General features: G+C 40.2%; 17 protein-coding genes. 16 read left to right on the top strand and 1 reads right to left on the bottom strand.

The window, feature by feature from the left end:
* The first annotated feature begins 785 nt into the window (after positions 1-785).
* The 6 genes from LPTSP_RS18960 (at position 786) to LPTSP_RS18935 (ending at position 8020) form a co-directional block, all read left to right on the top strand.
* On the top strand, positions 786-1259 hold the full coding sequence (locus LPTSP_RS18960; RefSeq protein WP_108930318.1) for a hypothetical protein: 474 nt from the start codon (positions 786-788) through the stop codon (positions 1257-1259).
* 1082 nt (positions 1260-2341) lie between these two features.
* Positions 2342-2881, top strand: coding sequence for a hypothetical protein (locus tag LPTSP_RS18955; RefSeq protein WP_135354768.1), 540 nt, complete (start codon positions 2342-2344; stop codon positions 2879-2881).
* Between the two features lie 1492 nt (positions 2882-4373).
* The gene (locus LPTSP_RS18950; RefSeq protein ID WP_108930316.1) at positions 4374-5117 is read left to right on the top strand and encodes a M90 family metallopeptidase; all 744 of its coding nucleotides are present in this window, start codon (positions 4374-4376) and stop codon (positions 5115-5117) included.
* Between the two features lie 274 nt (positions 5118-5391).
* On the top strand, positions 5392-5670 hold the full coding sequence (locus LPTSP_RS18945; RefSeq protein WP_108930315.1) for a toxin: 279 nt from the start codon (positions 5392-5394) through the stop codon (positions 5668-5670).
* Positions 5667-5939, top strand: a complete 273-nt coding sequence (locus tag LPTSP_RS18940; protein WP_002756875.1) for a hypothetical protein — start codon at positions 5667-5669, stop codon at positions 5937-5939. Before LPTSP_RS18945 ends, LPTSP_RS18940 begins: the two co-directional genes overlap by 4 nt.
* 854 nt (positions 5940-6793) lie before the next feature.
* Positions 6794-8020, top strand: coding sequence for a hypothetical protein (locus tag LPTSP_RS18935; protein ID WP_108930314.1), 1227 nt, complete (start codon positions 6794-6796; stop codon positions 8018-8020).
* 47 nt (positions 8021-8067) lie between these two features.
* Here the strand turns inward: LPTSP_RS18935 and LPTSP_RS19380 are convergent, their stop codons facing one another.
* Positions 8068-8127, bottom strand: coding sequence for a TraY domain-containing protein (locus LPTSP_RS19380; RefSeq protein ID WP_108930322.1), 60 nt, complete (start codon positions 8125-8127; stop codon positions 8068-8070).
* A gap of 156 nt (positions 8128-8283) precedes the next feature.
* Between LPTSP_RS19380 and LPTSP_RS18925 the strand changes: the two genes are divergently transcribed.
* The 10 genes from LPTSP_RS18925 (at position 8284) to LPTSP_RS18880 (ending at position 15875) form a co-directional block, all read left to right on the top strand.
* Entirely contained in the window at positions 8284-8574 is a 291-nt protein-coding gene (locus tag LPTSP_RS18925; RefSeq protein ID WP_108930313.1) for a DUF1272 domain-containing protein, read from the top strand.
* Positions 8575-8830: 256 nt separating this feature from the next.
* Complete coding sequence (locus tag LPTSP_RS18920; RefSeq protein WP_108930321.1) at positions 8831-9454, top strand: YiiX family permuted papain-like enzyme; 624 nt, start codon at positions 8831-8833, stop codon at positions 9452-9454.
* 210 nt (positions 9455-9664) lie between these two features.
* Positions 9665-10177 (top strand): hypothetical protein, encoded by a 513-nt coding sequence (locus LPTSP_RS18915; RefSeq protein ID WP_108930320.1) that lies wholly within the window; start codon positions 9665-9667, stop codon positions 10175-10177.
* Between the two features lie 567 nt (positions 10178-10744).
* Entirely contained in the window at positions 10745-11476 is a 732-nt protein-coding gene (locus LPTSP_RS18910) for a hypothetical protein (protein WP_108930312.1), read from the top strand.
* 730 nt (positions 11477-12206) lie between these two features.
* Complete coding sequence (locus LPTSP_RS18905) at positions 12207-12449, top strand: CopG family transcriptional regulator (protein WP_036090277.1); 243 nt, start codon at positions 12207-12209, stop codon at positions 12447-12449.
* Positions 12439-12714 (top strand): type II toxin-antitoxin system RelE family toxin, encoded by a 276-nt coding sequence (locus tag LPTSP_RS18900; protein ID WP_108930311.1) that lies wholly within the window; start codon positions 12439-12441, stop codon positions 12712-12714. Before LPTSP_RS18905 ends, LPTSP_RS18900 begins: the two co-directional genes overlap by 11 nt.
* A 631-nt stretch (positions 12715-13345) precedes the next feature.
* Complete coding sequence (locus tag LPTSP_RS18895) at positions 13346-13894, top strand: hypothetical protein (RefSeq protein ID WP_108930310.1); 549 nt, start codon at positions 13346-13348, stop codon at positions 13892-13894.
* Between the two features lie 71 nt (positions 13895-13965).
* On the top strand, positions 13966-15000 hold the full coding sequence (locus tag LPTSP_RS18890; protein WP_135354767.1) for a hypothetical protein: 1035 nt from the start codon (positions 13966-13968) through the stop codon (positions 14998-15000).
* Positions 15001-15240: 240 nt separating this feature from the next.
* A complete protein-coding gene (locus tag LPTSP_RS18885) occupies positions 15241-15477 on the top strand; it encodes a type II toxin-antitoxin system Phd/YefM family antitoxin (protein WP_108930308.1) in 237 nt (78 codons plus the stop codon).
* Entirely contained in the window at positions 15477-15875 is a 399-nt protein-coding gene (locus LPTSP_RS18880; protein ID WP_108930307.1) for a type II toxin-antitoxin system VapC family toxin, read from the top strand. Before LPTSP_RS18885 ends, LPTSP_RS18880 begins: the two co-directional genes overlap by 1 nt.
* Positions 15876-16143: the final 268 nt, after the last annotated feature.

Below are 16143 nucleotides of genomic sequence, written 5' to 3'. Positions count from 1 at the left end.
CAAATTGGCTCAGTCACTCGAATTGCATAGCAATTCTCGTGCCTGTCTTCGCTTTGCTCAGCTCGCCAACGTCGGCAAGGCTCGGTCGTTAGGCGTAATCGCTTAAAATTTATCAGTCTAAAATACAGAAAATTAAAGAATATTTGGAGAAATTCATATTTTAAAAATGCTATATTCGGAAGAGATTCATATTCTTAAATTTTCAATTTCATTTATAGAAAGAACGTATAGAGATAGATTTGAACAAATACTGACAAAACCTCGGATTAGAAAGAAATTTCGCGAATCGTTGTCTCATTTTCAGCATTTTATAAATTCCAATATGCGGAAAATTCCTGGCTCTTTTCAAGAACTCGATGAAATCTATAAGGCTCTTATTAGTGTCCGAGATGTTCCGAATGAGGTATATATAATTTCGGAAAGTTCGAAATGGGACAGGAAATTTCTCAGGCTTGACGAAGGAATAAATGAGATAGTTAGTTCTGGCTATTCGTCGATTATTTCTATTCTTCCAGGAGAACTTGCCTACTATGAAGGCGAAGGACTTGGTGAAAGATATATTCTTTCAAAATTGTCTTAAAAAGATAAGCGACTACGCCTAACTGCGTCGCTCCGCTTCGCATCGGGTATGCTTCGCAACCCTCGCTCGGGCTTCACCAAATCGCCTCGGTAACTCGAATTGCAAAGCAATTCTCGTTCCCGTCTTCGCTACGGCTCAGCACGGCGACTTCGGAGCGACTAGTTCGTTATACGCCAGAAACACTTACTAAGGACAAATATTATAAATGAAAAAGAATATTTTCGTAATTTTACTGTTTTTTACTTCGATAAATGCTTTTGCGGAAACTGAAGCAGAATTACGGAGATTGAAAGAACGCCAAGATATGAAACTTGGTATTGGCATCATCGCTCTATTAGGTGGGATATCGTATGGTCATCATATCTATTCACAGAATTTAAAGCAGGATTATAATCATAAGGTTCAGTATTTTTCTCTTTGGGCGATGTCGGATAGTTATTCGGTCGGAAATTTTAGTAACATTCCTGCAGGACTATTTGTTTATCATGATGCAGCCAAAAATATTAAGCACTTTAATCAGCAAATTGATACTGATATTCAGCAGTCGGTGTTATTGAGTGTGTTAGGGGCTGTGCTTGTGACAGACTATTTTCTTCGTAAAATAGGGGATTCGAATACCACGTTAATGATCAAAGGTTCGCTGACAGGTACTAGCTTTATGGTATCGAGATCTTTTTGATCACGCATCCTTAGTAAGGTTTCCGGCGCATAACTGCGCCGCTCCGCTTCGCATCGGGTGTGCTTCGCAACCCTCGCTCGGGTTTCACCAAATCGCCTCGGTAACTCGACTTGCAGAGCAATTCTCGTTCCCGTCTTCGCTATAGCTCAGCACGGCGACTTCGGAGCGACTAGTTCGTTAAGCGAAATCCCGCAGATTTTTATTTTTGTTTTTGAAGCTCGGAAGTATTAAAATTTTCTTCAAAGAGCATTGCAGACTTTATTCTTATTGCGCTCCCCATTTATGACTGGTGCCATCGCAGGTGTTTGCATCTCGAAATCCAGAGTAGGTAATGTATCTCATGGTTATAGGCTAACCAATCTCGCAAAAGGGGAGCGACTCGTATTGTTGTTGGCAATCGGATTGTATTGGATTATTCTTTGATAGCACATTTGTTTGGGGTGCAACTTGTTTGGGCGGGACTTCGCTTAACTTTCGCCTCTGCCGCTGCGCTTCGAGCTCGCTTCGCGACTCTCGCTTGGCCTTCGGCACATTGGCTCAGTCACTCGACTTGCATAGCAATTCTCGTGCCTGTCTTCGCTCCGCTCAGCTCGCCAACGTCGGCAAGGCTTGGTCGTTAAGCGAAATCCCGCAAAGATTTGTTTTTTGTTTTGAAGCTCGGAAATAATAAAATTTTATTTTATAGGCTATCGCAGACTTTATTCTGACCTTCGCTCCCCATGATGGCTGGTGCCATCGCATTTGATTGCATCTTGAAATCCAGAGTAGGGAATGTAGCTCATGGTTATAGGCTAACCAATCTCGCAAAGGGGAGCGGGTATTATTTAGCTCGTTAATTTTATTGTTTTGGATCTTTCTTTAGATTCGAATATATTAAAAGTGCAACGTGTTTGGGCGGGACATCGCTTAACTGCGTCGCTCCGCTTCGCATCGGGTATGCTTCGCAACCCTCGCTCGGGTTTCACCAAATCGCCTCGGTAACTCGAATTGCAGGGCAATTCTCGTTCCCGTCTTCGCTTTGCTCAGCACGGCGACTTCGGAGCGACTAGTTCGTTATACGCCATTTGAAAGATTTGCTTAATATGAAAATTACAAAAGAGAAAAAGGTGATCGCGATTATCGGAATAGGCGTGGCCGTTTATATTTCTATTCTCTTATTGGGCAATATTCCTTTAATCAAATTTGTCACTTTAACTGGTCGTTTTATTTTCCCACCTTTGGATGCTGCAGTGTATCTCGACGATAAATTAGAAAACCGGGCTAGAGTCTTTGCCATTAAATCCATCTATGACCCATTTCGATTTGAAAAGCATGGCCAGCCTATAAATGCTTTGATACTTTGGATTCCTAATTCTGACTCGGAGTATCAACGTACTATTATATATATTAATCTTGATCTTAAGATGCTTGGAGATGTAAATTCGAGTAATAGGGAATATGATTTGTTTTTCTCATGGCTTCTTTTCCAATCCGACAATGGACAGTATATGGTTCCTTGGCAAGATGCTTTTAAGGGTCGTGGTTTTGATCCGAATATGAAAATAACGGATAAAGATATAAGTTTCAAATTGCCGACAGACTATCTTGGGACTGTTAACGAAATAAAGATTACAAAAGATTAATTACTTCAAACGGCGTATAACTGCGTCGCTCCGCTTCGCATCGGGTATGCTTCGCAACCCTCGCTCGGGTTTCACCAAATCGCCTCGGTAACTCGAATTGCAAAGCAATTCTCATTCCCGTCTTCGCTTTGCTCAGCACGGCGACTTCGGAGCGACTAGTTCGTTAGGCGGACATCCGATAATTTTTTCTTTTTTAATTTAGGGTTAAATATTTTTTGAATAAGCCAGAGTGAATTTTTTAGGTTTACTCGCTCCTGTGATGTTCTGGTGCCGAGACTTTGATTTCATCCATATAATTAGATTGCAGAGGAAGTTTTAACGGGTGCCGTATTCGGAGCGGGATTTTTCATCTAAAAAGAAGAACTCTACCGAAACGGCAATGTACTGAATTAGCAAAACGCAAACAATTGGATGCACCTTGTTTGGATCGGACGTCGCCTAACTTTAGCCTCTGCCGCTGCGCTTCGAGCTCGCTTCGCGACTCTTGCTTGGCCTTCGGCACATTGGCTCAGTCACTCGAATTGCATAGCAATTCTCGTGCCTGTCTTCGCTCCGCTCAGCTCGCCAACGTCGGCAAGGCTTGGTCGTTAAGCGAAATCCCGCAAAGATTTGTTTTTTGTTTTGAAGCTCGGAAATAATAAAATTTTATTTTATAAGTCATCGCAGACTTTATTCTGACTGCGCTCCCCATTTAAGCTGGTGCCATCGCAGGTTTTTGCATCTCGAAATCCAGCGTCGGACTTGTAGTTCATGGTTATAGGCTAACTAATCTCGCAAAAGGGGAGCGACTCGTATTGTTGTTGGCAATCCGATTTTATCGGATCTTTCTTTAATAGCGCATTTGTTTAGGGTGCAACGTGGTTGAGCGGGACATCGCTTAACTTTAGCCTCTGCCGCTGCGCTTCGAGCTCGCTTCGCGACTCTTGCTTGGCCTTCGGCACATTGGCTCAGTCACTCGAATTGCATAGCAATTCTCGTGCCTGTCTTCGCTCCGCTCAGCTCGCCAACGTCGGCAAGGCTTGGTCGTTAAGCGAAATCCCGCAACGATTTGGTTTTTTGTTTTGAAGCTCGGAAGTACTAGGAATTCATTTAAGAGCCGCCGTAGATTTTATTCTGACCTTCGCTCCCCATTATGGCTGGTGCCATCGCATGTGATTGCATCTGGAAATCCAGAGTCGGTAATGTAGCTCATGGTTATAGGCTAACCAATCTCGCAAATGGGGAGCGGGTATTATTTAGCTCGTTAATTTTATTGTTTCGGATCTTTCTTTAGATTCGAATATATTAAAAGTGCAACGTGTTTGGGCGGGACATCGCTTAACTTTCGCCTCTGCCGCTGCGCCTCGAGCTCGCTTCGCGACTCTTGCTTGGCCTTCGGCACATTGGCTCAGTCACTCGAATTGCAGAGCAATTCTCGTGCCTGTCTTCGCTTTGCTCAGCTCGCCAACGTCGGCAAGGCTCGGTCGTTATACGCAAGTCGCTATAAATCGTTATGAAAATTAATAAATTACTTGGATTAGTAAGGCGAATTTTACTTCGCCCTTTCTCACATTTTGTTAATATTCCAAAAGTTTGGATAACTTTCCTTGATGAAAGAGTAGAATACTATAAGAATTTGGAAGGGGAAGAAAGGGAAAAAATCAATATCCTAATTCAACATTTTAAGACCTCGAAAAAATTCATAGGGGCCAATAGTTTTGAGGTAACTGATTCCCATAAATACCTCATAGCATGTTTGGCAGTAAGATTAGTAAGGAATATTGGATTACATCATTTCGATTCAATACATACAATTGTTGTATTTCCATCTGCATTTAAAACCGAAGAAATTTCATACTATGTGGATGGAGTAACTGGCAATCAAGGCATGGTGGGGTTATCATGGAGAGCCATTGAAAGAGGATTTAGAATTCATAATGATGGAGACTGTGTTGTTACTCATGAATTTACGCATGTCATTGATTTGACATCTGGAGATTTTGACGGGATTCCTCAGCTAAATGATGAGAGTTTCTATAGAGCGTGGACAAAATTTTTAATTGAAGGTTATCCAAAAATAAGAAAGGAATTATTTGATTCATCTGAATTCGTCAGTGATGAAGCGGAACTCTTTGCATATTTGTCAGAAATATATTTCGAAAAACCGGACCATTTACTGACTGAAAAGCCCCATGTTTTCATTTTACTGAATGACTTTTATGGGGAATATTCAGAGAAGATAGCGACCAGCGTATAACTTCGGTGCTTCCGCTACGCTTCGAGCTGCTTCGCACTCTCGCTCGGGCTTCGCCACATTTGCTTCTGTCACTTCGTTTGCAGAGCAAACTCGTGCCATCGCAAACGTCGGAACACCTTGGTCGTTAGGCGAAATGTGGGGGTAAAATTTCCTTTTATAGGAATTTCTATTCATTTGCTATCTTTTAATTTTGGGATTATTTTAGCAAAATTATACAATATTTAGATGGCAATCTTTGTATTGACATTAGGCACACGTCTAATAATATAGATAGGTGATCTTTGATTGGGATAATCATAAGAACGAAGTCTTAAAAACTGAGCGGAATATTAGTTTTGAAAGAGTTGTTGTTGAGATTGAGTCTGGAGCAGTTTTGGATATCTTAAAGCATCCAAATACGAAAAAATATCCTAATCAAATCATTATAATTGTAGAAATCGATAATTATGCTTGGGTAATTCCTACAATTGAGAGCAAAGATACGTTTTTCTTTAAAACAGCATATCCATCAAGAAAGTACACTAGCGTATATCTGCCGGAGGCAAATTTATGAAATATAAACTTAGCCAAGAAGAGAAAGATTTGGAATCCTCTATCGAGCGAAATGAATGGAAACCAGTTGATAATAAAGCTCAATACTTAAAGAAATTCAAATCTGCTGCCAAGAATACATTACTAAAAGATAAGAGAATGAATATCCGTATAGCAGGGAAAGATATTCAATTATTAAAAACCAAGGCATTGGAGATTGGAATTCCTTATCAGACTTTGGTTTCAAGTATATTGCATCAGTATGTAACTGGTAAATTAACAGAACGGTAAGTTAAACCCCCACACTTCGCCTAACTACGCAGCTCCGTTCCGCTCAGGATTGCTTCGCAACCTTCGCTCCAGGCTACGCCAAATTCGGCTTTGTCACTTCGTTTGCATAGCAAACTCGTGCCAAGTGCTTTGCACGCGCCGAACTTCGGAGCCGCTCTTTCGTTAAGCGAAATCCCGCAGATTTTTATTTTTGTTTTTGAAGCTCGGAAATACTAGGAATTCATTTAAGAGCCGCCGTAGATTTTATTCTGACCTTCGCTCCCCATTATGGCTGGTGCCATCGCAGGTTTTTGCATCTCGAAATCCAGAGTCGGACTAGAAGCTCATGATTAGAGGAGAGTCAATCTCGCAAAAGGGGAGCGACTCGTATTGTTGTTGGCAATCTGATTGTATCGGACTTTTCTTTGATAGCGCATTTGTTTAGGGTGCAACGTGTTTGGGCGGGACATCGCTTAACTTTCGCCTCTGCCGCTGCGCTTCGAGCTCGCTTCGCGACTCTTGCTTGGCCTTCGGCACATTGGCTCAGTCACTCGACTTGCAGAGCAATTCTCGTGCCTGTCTTCGCTTTGCTCAGCTCGCCAACGTCGGCAAGGCTTGGTCGTTAGGCGGACATCCGATAAATTTTTTCTTTTTTAATTTAGGTTAAATATCTTTTTAATATAGCCGCAGTGAATCTTCCTTCTGGTTTGTCCGCTCCTGTGATGTGTTGCTGCCGAGCTTTGAGTTTCATCTTGATAATTAGATTGCATTGAAAAGTTCTAACTGGTGCCGTATTCGGAGCGGAATTTTTCATCTAAAGAGAAGAACTCTATCGAAACGGCAATTTACTGAATTAGCAAAATGCAAACAATTGAATGCACCTTGTTTGGATCGGACGTCGCCTAACTTCCGGTGCTTCCGCTGCGCTTCGAGCTCGCTACGCGACTCTCGCTTGGCCTCCGGCACATTTGCTTCTGTCACTTTGTTTGCATGAGCAAACTCGTGCCATCGCAAACGTCGGAACACCTTGGTCGTTAAGCGCAATTTGCTTAAAATTTTGCTTTGATAAGAATATGCGAAATGTTGTAGGAAAATCACATGTCTTCTTGTTAGGAGCCGGGGCGAGTATCGCAGCTCTGCCGAAAGGAGATAAGAATGGTCGCTTCCTTCCTAATTTGAAGAATGTTTCTGAGTTTCTGGATTTAACTGATGAAATTAAGTCTTACGGCTTGAATGCGTATTCCGAAGATTTTGAAGCATTATATAGCTACATTTATGATAAAGGCCAGTTTGATTCGCTTAAAAGTAAGATAGAAAAAGGAGTGAGAGATTACTTTGAAAAAATCGATTTACCTGATGAGGTTAATCTTTATGATAATCTATTATTTTCTCTTAGAAAAAAAGATATCATAGCGAGTTTTAATTGGGATCCTTTATTAATTAAGGCGTACGAAAGAAACTATAAATTTAAAGATTATCTTCCTAATATTGTTTTTCTCCATGGAAATGTTTGGCATAACTATTGTGAAAAAGACGATCTACTTTTTCCTAAAAGTACGATGTGTCCGAAATGTGGTGCTAAATCCAATGACCTACCAATCCTTTTTCCAGTTGAGCATAAAGACTATAACTCAGATTTTCTCATCAAAGGATCTTGGGACTCGTTGCGTGCGTCATTAAAGGATCACTTCCTATTCACTATATTCGGTTATAGTGGACCAAAAACAGATATCGAAGCTAGAAGTCTTCTGAAAGACGCTTGGGACCAGAATGCTGTAAAGGAATTTGCGGACACAGAAATAATTGATATAAAGAGTAAAACGGAAATTGAAGAGAATTGGGATGAATTTCTTTATAGTCATCATTATTCGATCTATCAAGAAATAGAAGAAGGTTATTCCTTCATATTTCCAAGACGATCTTGTGAAGCTCTCTTCTCGCTGACGCAAATGTTGGAACATTGGCCAGAAAATCGTTTTCCAAAGTTTGATAAACTTTCACAATTGCACGATTGGATTCAACCTTTGCTTGAAGATGAAAAACGTGTAGAAAATAATCCCCAAGAAGATTTCGAATACAAAGCGGTTTTATACAAAAAGTAAAGCAAACTGCGCTTAACTATCGGTGCTTCCGCAGCGCTTCGGGCTTGCTACGCAACCCTTGCTCGGGCTTCGCCACATTTGCTTCTGTCACTTCGTTTGCAGAGCAAACTCGTGCCATTGCAAACGTCGGAACACCTTGGTCGTTATGCGACAGTTTGGCCTGCAAAAAACGAGTTCATCGGTTCTCAACCTAATATGAATTCCTTTGTGCTTCTTGACTCTTGCTTGCAAAGGTAAGAAGCCGGTTCCAGAAAGTAAATGTTATGTTAGAACTTCGTCCCGTTTGTGAGAATTGCGCGAAACTCCTCCCGAGTGATAGCCTGGAGGCTTTCATTTGCTCTTTTGAATGTACCTTTTGTGAGGACTGCGTTAGATCAGTTTTGCAAAATGTCTGCCCAAATTGTGGCGGTGGATTTGAAAGACGTCCGATACGCCCAAGCGGGAAATTACACCGATTCCCAGCTTTGTTAGAAAGGCATATTAAGCCTGTTGATTTGGAGAAATTTCAGGGTCTTTTGCTTAGTAATCGCGACGTCCCACCACAGAGTAGATGATTTACCCTATATGCGGGAATGCTTTAGCTAATTTCTATCGATTCTCTGCAGGCAAGTCAAACCGTCGCATAACTGCGCCGCTCCGCTTCGCATCGGGTATGCTTCGCAACCCTCGCTCGGGTTTCACCAAATCGCCTCGGTAACTCGACTTGCAAAGCAATTCTCGTTCCCGTCTTCGCTATGGCTCAGCACGGCGACTTCGGAGCCGCTCTTTCGTTAGACGTAATTGCCTAAAAATAAAATTGAAGAAGAAAAAATGAATAAGACGCTTTTCCTAGTAATAATTCTATTTCTGTCTTTTTGGGACTTGAAAGCTGAGCAAATTAAGTTTTCCGATTTGATGGAAGGGGATATTATATTCCACGAATCAAACTCTGAACAAGCTAAAGCAATAAAAGCAGCAACTAAATCGCGATACACTCACGTAGGAGTCATTTTCAAATATGGTAATGACTATAAGGTTCTTGAAGCGGTTGAACCTGTAAAAATTACCCCTTTATCTGCCTTTATTAAAAGAGGTCAGAAAAATCATTATGTTATCAAACGACTTAAAGATCGCGAAACAGTATTAACCGAAAGTAAAATTCAAGATATGAAGAAATATGGCGATTCTCTTTTAGGTCGGCATTATGACATTTATTTCGGCTGGCAAGATGATCGTATCTACTGTACTGAATTAATCTGGAAATTGTATGATAAATTTACAGGTAAAAAATTAGGCATTTTAAAGACGTTAAAAGATTTTGATCTATCGTCGTCTAAAGTACAGTATTTAATGAAAAAGAGATATGGGAATAATATTCCGTATTCGGAACCAGTAATTTCTCCCGTTGATATGTTTGATTCAACAGAATTGATTACTATAATCAGTTATAATTAGGCAACTACGTCTAACTATCGGCTCTGACGCGGCGCTTCGAGCTGCTTCGCACTCTCGCTTGGCCTTCGGCACATTTCGCTTTGTCACTCGCCTTGCAAAGCAAGTCTCGCGCCAAGTCCTTACGGACTCGCGAAACGTCGTCAAGCCTTGGTCGTTAGGCGTAATAACGCTTCCAATTTAACAAATAGTAATAATAATGTAACAGGAAAAATGAGAAAATCAGTCATAGCAATAATAGGTATATTAACATTGCAATGCCTTTCGTATGGGAAAATTAAAGTTCTAAAAGATGACTTTAAAAATCAGACTACCTTTAGTTTGGAATTGTATGCTTATACAAATTCTATATCACGAGGCGCTAAAACACTCTTTGTAACATTGACGAAAACAGTGACTGAAGGCTCAGAACCTATTATTAAGTGTTATCTTTTTTCCAAATTCACAGACCATGATCCACCATTGGCTTCTTCCGCTTTTTTCAAACTAGATGATAAGAAAATCAAAATCGAACTTCAAAATTCTAAAAATAGTATTGAGGGTTATAGATTTTCATCGTGGAACTCATATTCTGCCGAAGTTATTCTAACTAAGGAATTACAGAATAATTTACTAAATGCAAATAGCCTTTCAATTCGCTTTTATTCGGGCGAGTTTCCGTATGATGCGGACTTTTCTCCAAGTGATTTATTAGTTATTAAAGAATTAATAAAAAGTAAGTTATAAAAGCGTTACTACGCCTAACTACGCAGCTCCGTTCCGCTCGGGATTACTTCGTAACCCTCGCTTCAGGCTTCGCCAAATTCGGCTTTGTCACTCGTCTTGCAGAGCAAGTCTCGCGCCAAGTGCTTCGCACGCGCCGAACTTCGGAGCTGCTCTTTCGTTAGGCGAACATCCGACAAGGTTTTGTTTTTAGGCTTCAGGTTTGGTATTTTTTGTATTCGGGCCGGATGTAAATTTATTCCACGCGGCCGCTCCTGTTATGCCCTGGTGCCGAGAGTTGATTTGCATCCGCCTAATTTGATTTTAGCGATAGATTTTAATGGTTCGCGTATTCGGAGCGATTTGTTCGTTACAAGAAGTACTTTTATCGATTTGGCATCTGGTTACTAGTAGTAAATTAGAAAGTAATTTAAATTTCACCGTGTTTGGGTCGGACGTCGCCTAACTCCGGCGCTTCTGCTACGCTTCGGGCTTGCTTTGCAACCCTCGCTCCGGGCTTCGCCACATTGCCCTTCGGGCAACGTCAGAACGCCTAGTTCGTTATACGCCATGATGAGTAATTAAAAACTTATGAAAAAGAATATTCTATTTATAATAATGCTTTTGTCGAGTTGCGTAAAAGAAGAGATAAATATTCCACTTGGCATTTTAACGAAAGATAAATTAACTAAGAATCAATGGTCGAACTATGGAATGCTATTTTCTTATGGCTACTTGATGACTTTTAAAGCGGATGGTACTTATACCGAAGAATTTATCGGCGAGGGGTGTGGAGGAGGCTCTGGGAAATATACTTTGGTTGGAAATACTTTACATTTAATCGCCGCTGAAAACTCGTTATGCCCTGAGGATAATAGCTTTGTTGAAAATGTAATTTGTAAATTGATTCCAGAATCCGCGGATCCTTTTTATTCAGAATCGTTAAAGTGTGGCCTGGCTTCTTATTATGGAAGTTCTTTAAAACCAGTAGGAACTAATATTCTAATTAAAGATGTTGAATCGGTCATAATTGAACCTAGAAAGGTATTAGCTAAAACAAATATAATGATTAGAGAAAAACCTTCAATTAAATCTAAAAGCTACAATTGTCCTCAAAGCGATGAAAATGCTAACTTTCAAGTTCCGTATTTCCCTAAAGGTAGGGAATTAGTCCTATATGCTAGAACTGCAAAGAAAGAGAAAATAAATAATATAGAAGATTATTGGTATTTTGCTCAACAAGATCTCGACTGGTATACATCTTGTGCCGTTTCTAATCGATATACTAGTATGGTTTGGGTTTTTGGCGGCTATTTAAATTAGTAAAACCTCATCACGGCGTATAACTATCGGCTCTGACGCTTCGCTTCGAGATGCTACGCACTCTCGCTCGGGCTGCGCCACATTTCGCTTTGTCATTCGTCTTGCAGAGCAAGCCTCATGCCAAGTCCTTCGGACTCGCGAAACGTCGTCAAGCCTTGGTCGTTAGGCGCACATCCGACAAAATTTTGTTTTTAGGCTTCAGGTTTTATATTTTTCGTATTCGGGCCGGCGTTAAATTCATTCCCACGCGGTCGCTCCTGTTATGATCTGGTGCCTAGAATTGGATTGCATCTATATAATTTGATCTTAGCGAGAGATTCTAATGCTTCGCGTATTCGGAGCGAATTACTCGTTACAAGAAGTACTTTTATCGATTTGGCATCTGGTTACTAGTAGTAAATTAGAAAGTAATTTAGATTGCACCGTGTTTGGGTCGGACGTCGCCTAACTTTCGCCTCTGCCGCTGCGCTTCGAGCTCGCTTCGCGACTCTCGCTCGGGCTACGCCACATTTGCTCAGTCACTCGAATTGCAGAGCAATTCTCGTGCCTGTCTTCGCTTTGCTCAGCTCGCAAACGTCGGAACACCTTGGTCGTTAAGCGAAACGACCGCTAAATTTGTCTGCCAAACTAAAAATAACAAAGAGTTAGTTTTGTTAAAAAAGCTACAAAAAGCAATTTGACATTAGAATTATAATGCTATATTATGAATAAAAATGCAGGTCTAATGAGTATGTCTAAAACAATTACATTGCGTATCGAAGATCCGATTTATGATATATTTAAAAAAGCGGCTGAAGGCGAGCGGCGTACTATCTCAAATTTTGTTGAGAATGCTGCCATTCAGTATCTCACAAATGAATTTTATGCTTCAGATGAGGAGATGGATGAAATTCTCTCTGATAAGCAACTTATTTCGTCTTTGAAAAAAGGTCTCAAAGAAGTAGCGCAGGGAAAGTATAAAGTTGTCCGTTGAATATAAAATAGCGGAAACTGAATCATTTCAAAGCAAACTCAAAGATCGCCAATTCTCTCATCTTCAAAAGAAATTAACTGACTACGTATACCCGATTCTTAAAAAGAATCCCTTTTTTGGACCGAATATTAAAAAGCTGAAAGGTGAGTTTGATGGCCTTTATCGATATCGCATTGGTAAGTATCGTTTATTTTATTTGATTAAAGATAATGAACTATTAGTAATCTTTGTTGATATAGATCAAAGAAAAGATAGCTACAAATAAAAGCGGTCGCATCGCTTAACTGCGTCGCTCCGCTTCGCATCGGGTATGCTTCGCAACCCTCGCTCGGGTTTCACCAAATCGCCTCGGTAACTCGAATTGCAGAGCAATTCTCGTTCCCGTCTTCGCTATGGCTCAGCACGGCGACTTCGGAGCGACTAGTTCGTTAAGCGAAATCCCGCAGATTTTTATTTTTGTTTTTGAAGCTCGGAAATACTAGGAATTCATTTAAGAGCCGCAGTAGATTTGATTCTGACTACGCTCCCCATTTATGACTGGTGCCATCGCAGGTTTTTGCATCTCGAAATCCAGAGTAGGTAATGTATCTCATGGTTATAGACTAACCAATCTCGCAAAAGGGGAGCGACTCGTATTGTTGTTGGCAAGTCGATTGTATTGGATTATTCTTTGATAGCACATTTGTTTTGGGTGCAACGTGTTTGGGCGGGACTTCGCTTAACTTTCGCCTCTGCCGCTGCGCTTCGAGCTCGCTTCGCGACTCTCGCTTGGCCTACGGCACATTGGCTCAGTCACTCGACTTGCAGAGCAATTCTCGTGCCTGTCTTCGCTTTGCTCAGCTCGCCAACGTCGGCAAGGCTCGGTCGTTAAGCGCCATTTAAAAATTTAAGCAAATATGAATAAAACAAAATACTTAAAAATTATGAAGCTTGCCAAAGGCCAACCTGCCTTAACAAAGAGTCTCGGTATGGTTTTAGTAGAAAATATTAGTGTCTGCTACCATCAGACTGGCAAAATTAATCCAGTTTCGTTAAATCTTAGTGGCATATGTAATGAGCTCGCCAAAGTCAGACTCATAAAAATTACCGATCAACTTTTGAAAACTTATGCTGATCTACAAGATGCAACTGAAAATGCGGCAGTAGGTCTTGCATTGGCTACAATAATCGATAAAACGAATTATAAGATTATTGAAAGATCAATGAAATCGACTGGTATTGATTATTGGCTAGGTGAAAAAGATGATCCAGGCCCTTTGTTTCAAAGAAAAGCCCGTCTAGAAGTTTCTGGAATACTCAAGGGGAGTGATTCAGATATTACTAAGCGAGTAAATAGTAAGATTAAACAAGCAGAACGATCGGCGAATTCTGGTTTGTCAGTATTTATTTCCGTGTCAGAATTTACTCAGTCGAAAACCGTTGTGAATCTATATGCAGCAAATTGAACTTTTTCACAAGACTGCAATGGATCTGGCGGAAAGGGGGGTATCTGCTAAAATTAAGGGCGAGAAAACTCGTGCTCGTAGGCTTTTTTAGAGCTGCATATCGTTTTGAAGCAAAGGCTGCAACTTTATTAGAGAAAGAGACTAATATTGAACCATCACAGACAATTCTCTATCGCAGCGCAGCTGCTTTGGCACTGAAAGCAGACAAACCGCGTGAAGCTGAAATTTACACCTGTAAAGCGCTTACAGGAAATCCACCTGAATATTTACTGGAGGAGCTTAGAAATCTCTTAGAGGAAATTCATTTCGCTCGTCACAACGAACTTAAAGGCATCGAACTTGATGATAAAGAAATTCAACTCTCTTTAGTCGGAAATGAAGTTGGTTTTGGAATAATTCATAGTAATATCTTTATCGATAAGTTCAATGTTACCGAGAAAATGCTATATAGAATAGTCGAAAGAAAACTCAAAAAACCATTCCGGACAAAAGGTAGAATAGAAGAAAAAATAAAAGATGATTTTCAGTTGTATTTATCAGTCCCTCGGGCTGCGAGCTATGCTATAACAATTAAACTGGGTAAACCCAAAAATGAGCCCATTCTACCGGGAATCGAGAATCAGGATTCTGTAATTGAAGAATTGTTGAAGGCTCTCGAATATGTAAACGATAGAAAAGAGGATCAGTTGAAGGAAATAATTCCGGAAGAAGATTACTATAGAAATTTTATCGCGTTGGCACAGTCTTTAGCTCCTGACGGAGAGAATATAAAGATGGTTGGATTTACTGCAAATGTTAACAATGCAGAGAAAAGTATAATATTTAACAGATTAAAATCATCATTTCTAAGTAATTCAATATCAGATACTGATGAAATAATAAGTATAGAAGGCACTCTTTCTTTTGCTGATGCTAAGAAAAATAAAATAAAGATAACGGACGATAACAATAAAGATTTTATTATATTAGTTGATCATGCAATACTTGCTGACATTGTAAAGCCGCTCTGGGAAGATAAAGTGCTATTGAAGGGCAAAAAGATTACAGGCAGGAATGAATATTCGCTAATCGACATTCAGCCAATGAGTGAATTAAACGGCGCTTAACTTTCGGCTCTGACGCTGCGCTTCAGGATTGCTTCGCAACCTTCGCTTGGCCTCCGGCACATTTCGCTTTGTCACTCGCCTTGCAAGGCAAGTCTCGCGCCAAGTCCTTGCGGACTCGCGAAACGTCGTCAAGCCTTGGTCGTTATACGCCATGGGCAAAATAATTGGTAAAGAAAAAACCTGAGAAATTCTCTGTATTTTATCTTGACAAGTTGTCAACTTAACTGTAAATTTAAAAGTATGAAATCCTTCCCCGTTGGCGAGCTCAAATCTCACTTTTCTGAGGTCTTGGAATATGTTAAGAATGGAGAAAAAGTAGGAATTCTTTTCGGTAAAGAAAAGAAACCAGTTGCGCTGATTGTTCCCGTTGAGAAAAAAACAGCCTCAAAAAGAAAAGTAGGCATCCTAGATGGGAAGGTCAAAATTTCTTTTGCGAAAGATTTTAGTATTTCCGAAGAGGAATTTCTTAATTTATAATGCATTATTTATTAGATACTCATGCCTTGTTATGGGTTATTGCGGATTCAAAACAATTAAGCAAGAAAGTCATCGATATTATTGAAAACCAAGACAATCAAATTTTTGTTAGTTCAATCTCTTTATGGGAAATATCTTTAAAGTTCAGATTAGGCAAACTGAATCTTTCTGGGATAAAGCCAGAAGATATCTTAAACTATCTTGAAAAATTAAATATCAATTCAATTGAACTTAATCCTGAAGATGCTTCCTCCTACCATAAATTGAAGGAAAGTTTTCGTAAGGATCCCTTTGATAGAATGATTATTTGGCAGTGTATTTCAAAGAAATATACTTTAATTTCAAAAGATTCCGTGATGAAAAAGTATAAAATCTCTGGATTAAAAACCATCTGGTAAGACCTGCCCACGGCGTATAACTGCGCCGCTCCACTGCGCGCTAACCATCGCTTGCGCGAGGTTGCGCTTGGGCTTCGCCAAATCGCCTCGGTAACTCGAATTGCTTGGCAATTCTCGTTCCCGTCTTCGCTATTGCTCAGCACGGCGACTTCGGAGCGACTAGTTCGTTATACGCCATTTTCGAAATATAAAGAATCAAAGAAATGTTTTAAATTACTTGAATCTATTCATTGAAATAAAAAATTTTGATTAAATATTAATATGAACC

The sequence above is a fragment of the Leptospira johnsonii genome (genome assembly GCF_003112675.1).
Classification (GTDB): Bacteria; Spirochaetota; Leptospiria; order Leptospirales; family Leptospiraceae; genus Leptospira_B; species Leptospira_B johnsonii.
Note: the sequence above shows the minus strand (reverse complement) of the source record. Positions and strands in the feature narration are given on the sequence as shown.

Coding starts and splice junctions, on each gene's coding strand:
- LPTSP_RS18960 (WP_108930318.1), top strand. CDS start 786: ATGAAAAAGAATATTTTCGTAATTTTACTGTTTTTTACTTCGATAAAT.
- LPTSP_RS18955 (WP_135354768.1), top strand. CDS start 2,342: ATGAAAATTACAAAAGAGAAAAAGGTGATCGCGATTATCGGAATAGGC.
- LPTSP_RS18950 (WP_108930316.1), top strand. CDS start 4,374: ATGAAAATTAATAAATTACTTGGATTAGTAAGGCGAATTTTACTTCGC.
- LPTSP_RS18940 (WP_002756875.1), top strand. CDS start 5,667: ATGAAATATAAACTTAGCCAAGAAGAGAAAGATTTGGAATCCTCTATC.
- LPTSP_RS18935 (WP_108930314.1), top strand. CDS start 6,794: ATGCACCTTGTTTGGATCGGACGTCGCCTAACTTCCGGTGCTTCCGCT.
- LPTSP_RS18925 (WP_108930313.1), top strand. CDS start 8,284: ATGTTAGAACTTCGTCCCGTTTGTGAGAATTGCGCGAAACTCCTCCCG.
- LPTSP_RS18920 (WP_108930321.1), top strand. CDS start 8,831: ATGAATAAGACGCTTTTCCTAGTAATAATTCTATTTCTGTCTTTTTGG.
- LPTSP_RS18915 (WP_108930320.1), top strand. CDS start 9,665: ATGAGAAAATCAGTCATAGCAATAATAGGTATATTAACATTGCAATGC.
- LPTSP_RS18910 (WP_108930312.1), top strand. CDS start 10,745: ATGAAAAAGAATATTCTATTTATAATAATGCTTTTGTCGAGTTGCGTA.
- LPTSP_RS18905 (WP_036090277.1), top strand. CDS start 12,207: ATGTCTAAAACAATTACATTGCGTATCGAAGATCCGATTTATGATATA.
- LPTSP_RS18895 (WP_108930310.1), top strand. CDS start 13,346: ATGAATAAAACAAAATACTTAAAAATTATGAAGCTTGCCAAAGGCCAA.
- LPTSP_RS18885 (WP_108930308.1), top strand. CDS start 15,241: ATGAAATCCTTCCCCGTTGGCGAGCTCAAATCTCACTTTTCTGAGGTC.
- LPTSP_RS18880 (WP_108930307.1), top strand. CDS start 15,477: ATGCATTATTTATTAGATACTCATGCCTTGTTATGGGTTATTGCGGAT.